Origin of the sequence: Hominilimicola sp., from assembly GCF_046972485.1 — a bacterium.
GTDB lineage: Bacteria > Bacillota > Clostridia > UBA1381 > UBA1381 > Hominilimicola > Hominilimicola fabiformis.
Genome location: NZ_JBKVWU010000203.1, coordinates 1 through 2,167 on the forward strand (window position 1 = coordinate 1; position 2,167 = coordinate 2,167).

At 41.6% G+C, this 2,167-nt stretch carries 1 protein-coding gene; it reads right to left on the reverse strand.

Translation table 11 applies throughout. The features are described 5' to 3' along the window. Positions 1 to 2,167 (reverse strand): family 43 glycosylhydrolase (locus tag ACLTU0_RS11770; RefSeq protein ID WP_412322630.1); only part of this gene is annotated, 2,167 nt, incomplete at both ends.

Here is a 2,167-nt window from a genome sequence, read left to right on the forward strand (position 1 = left end):
TGATACGGTGATGAAATATCCCGGCGTTGAAACGCTTTCAAATGAAACTTTACCGACTGTACCGTCGATAGCCTCAACTGTTTTAAATGTCATTTTCTTTGCTAAAGCAGTGCTTGTTGTATCTTGTTGTGTTAAAACTACATTTGTGCCGTCAACACATAGATACAATCCCGGTTTATAAACAGCTTGGATTGAAACGTAATTTTCGTTTGTGCTGTCTGATTTCCCTTTTTCTATTTCCCATTGAGTTGTCTTTAAATCAGCACCGTCGGCAGTAACTGTAAGTTGCTTTTTAAGCGGATAACTTGCATCGTCTGACGGGTTGCTGAATGCTGTGTAACCAAGATATTTGTTGTCAGCGGTTGTTATAAATGAGGCAGTACCTGTCAAATCTGTTGAAGTTTCATCAATATACGGAACAGTACCGTCCTCGTTAAATGTCATTTCACTAACGCAGACACTTCTTCTGAAACCACTGCCCCAAACAAGAGCGCCGTTGTGGTAGATAAAGTATGTTTTACCTTTGAAATCTATGACAGATGGGTGGTTTGTGTTTGAAGTAGCCGTCGGCTCCATTATAATGCCGCCCCATGTCCAAGGACCGTACATTGAATCTGATGTTGCGTAACCCATTTGCTCACGCCAACCGAAAGCACCGAACAGATAATATTTACCTGTGTAATTCCCGTCTGCGTCTTGCTGACGATAAATCCAAGGAGCCTCTGTAAATCCAAGACCGTCTTGAAGTCCTGTAAATTCTTGTTGAAGTACGTCTTTACCCATTGTGATAGAGCCGTCATTGTCTAAATCTTTTACGGAAATCATATCATCATTAAGTTCGCATACATAGAATATTCCGTTACCCCAAGCAAGATAACGATGTTCAACTCCGTCAACTGTTTCTACCCAAACAGTTGGGTCAATATCGTTCCAGTTGCTTGATTGCGGTTCTGTTAATGTACCCTTAACAAGCGGTGTACCGATGTCTTTAAACGGACCTGTAGGGGAGTCAGATACTGCAACACCGATTGACTGCTTACCGCTTGAAGTTTTATCCCAAGTACAGAAGTACAAATAATACTTACCGTTGTGCTTGATAACTTGACTTGCCCAGGCTGATGTATCGTTTGATCTCCAAGAAATATCTTTAGCACTCATAACCGAGCCTTTATATTCCCAGTTTTCCATATCCTTTGAAGTGTAACATACCCATTCAGGCATTACATAGCTGTCACCTGTTGATGTGTCGTGTCCTGCATACAGATAAACTGTATCGTCCTCAACATATGCGGCAGGGTCGCCTGCGTATAGAGTTTTGCCGTCTGCGTCAAATCCAAGTATCGGATTGCCGTTTGTGCTTTTTGTAATTGTAGTCGGAGTCGTTTCAATTCTGTTTACTGTTTTTGTTGACACCGAAACTGCATTGCTCTTTTTAGCGAAGCTTGCAACGCTGTTTTGGTCAGTACCTGTCATTATAATTGCAGATTCTCTCTTATCCTTATCGTAACCTGTCATAACAAACAACTTCATTGTATCGCCTGACTGATAGAATTCGTAATTGTCATTGTTGCCGTCTGCGTCAAAGTTTAGTGTTACAGTATGGTCATTGTCGTAATCCCAAGTGCCGATACCGTTACCGATTGTACCGTCCGGTTGGAGAATAATTTGGCTTGAATGTACAGGCAAGTCGCTATTTTCACGTGCTCCGTAATAATTGGTTTCTTTATTATCCGGTTTACTTACATCGGTAACACCGTCAGCCATAATTGTATGACCTACACTTGATAAATCCCAAGTACCGTAAATCATTTCCTTTGGAATTTTTTGCTCTTTTTCACCTGCGTATACAAGAGGTGAGATTACCGGCCAACCGTCCTCAGTCCAAAGAATTTTCTTGACTTGAAGATAAGCAAATGCATTGGCTACCTTACGGCAGTGCTGAACAAGATACCATTGACCGTCATCGTCTTGAAATACACTGTTGTGACCGCTGCCGACATATTCGATACCGTCACCAAGCCGGAATGAACCTGACATCTTGTAACCCCAAAGTTCATCAAGCGAACCGCCTTCTTTAACCTGATCTGAATATGTTGCACCGACAGGTCTGTTTTTCTGGTCAAGAAGTTGTTTATGAGGATCTTTATTCGAAAGAATAGTACTGAAA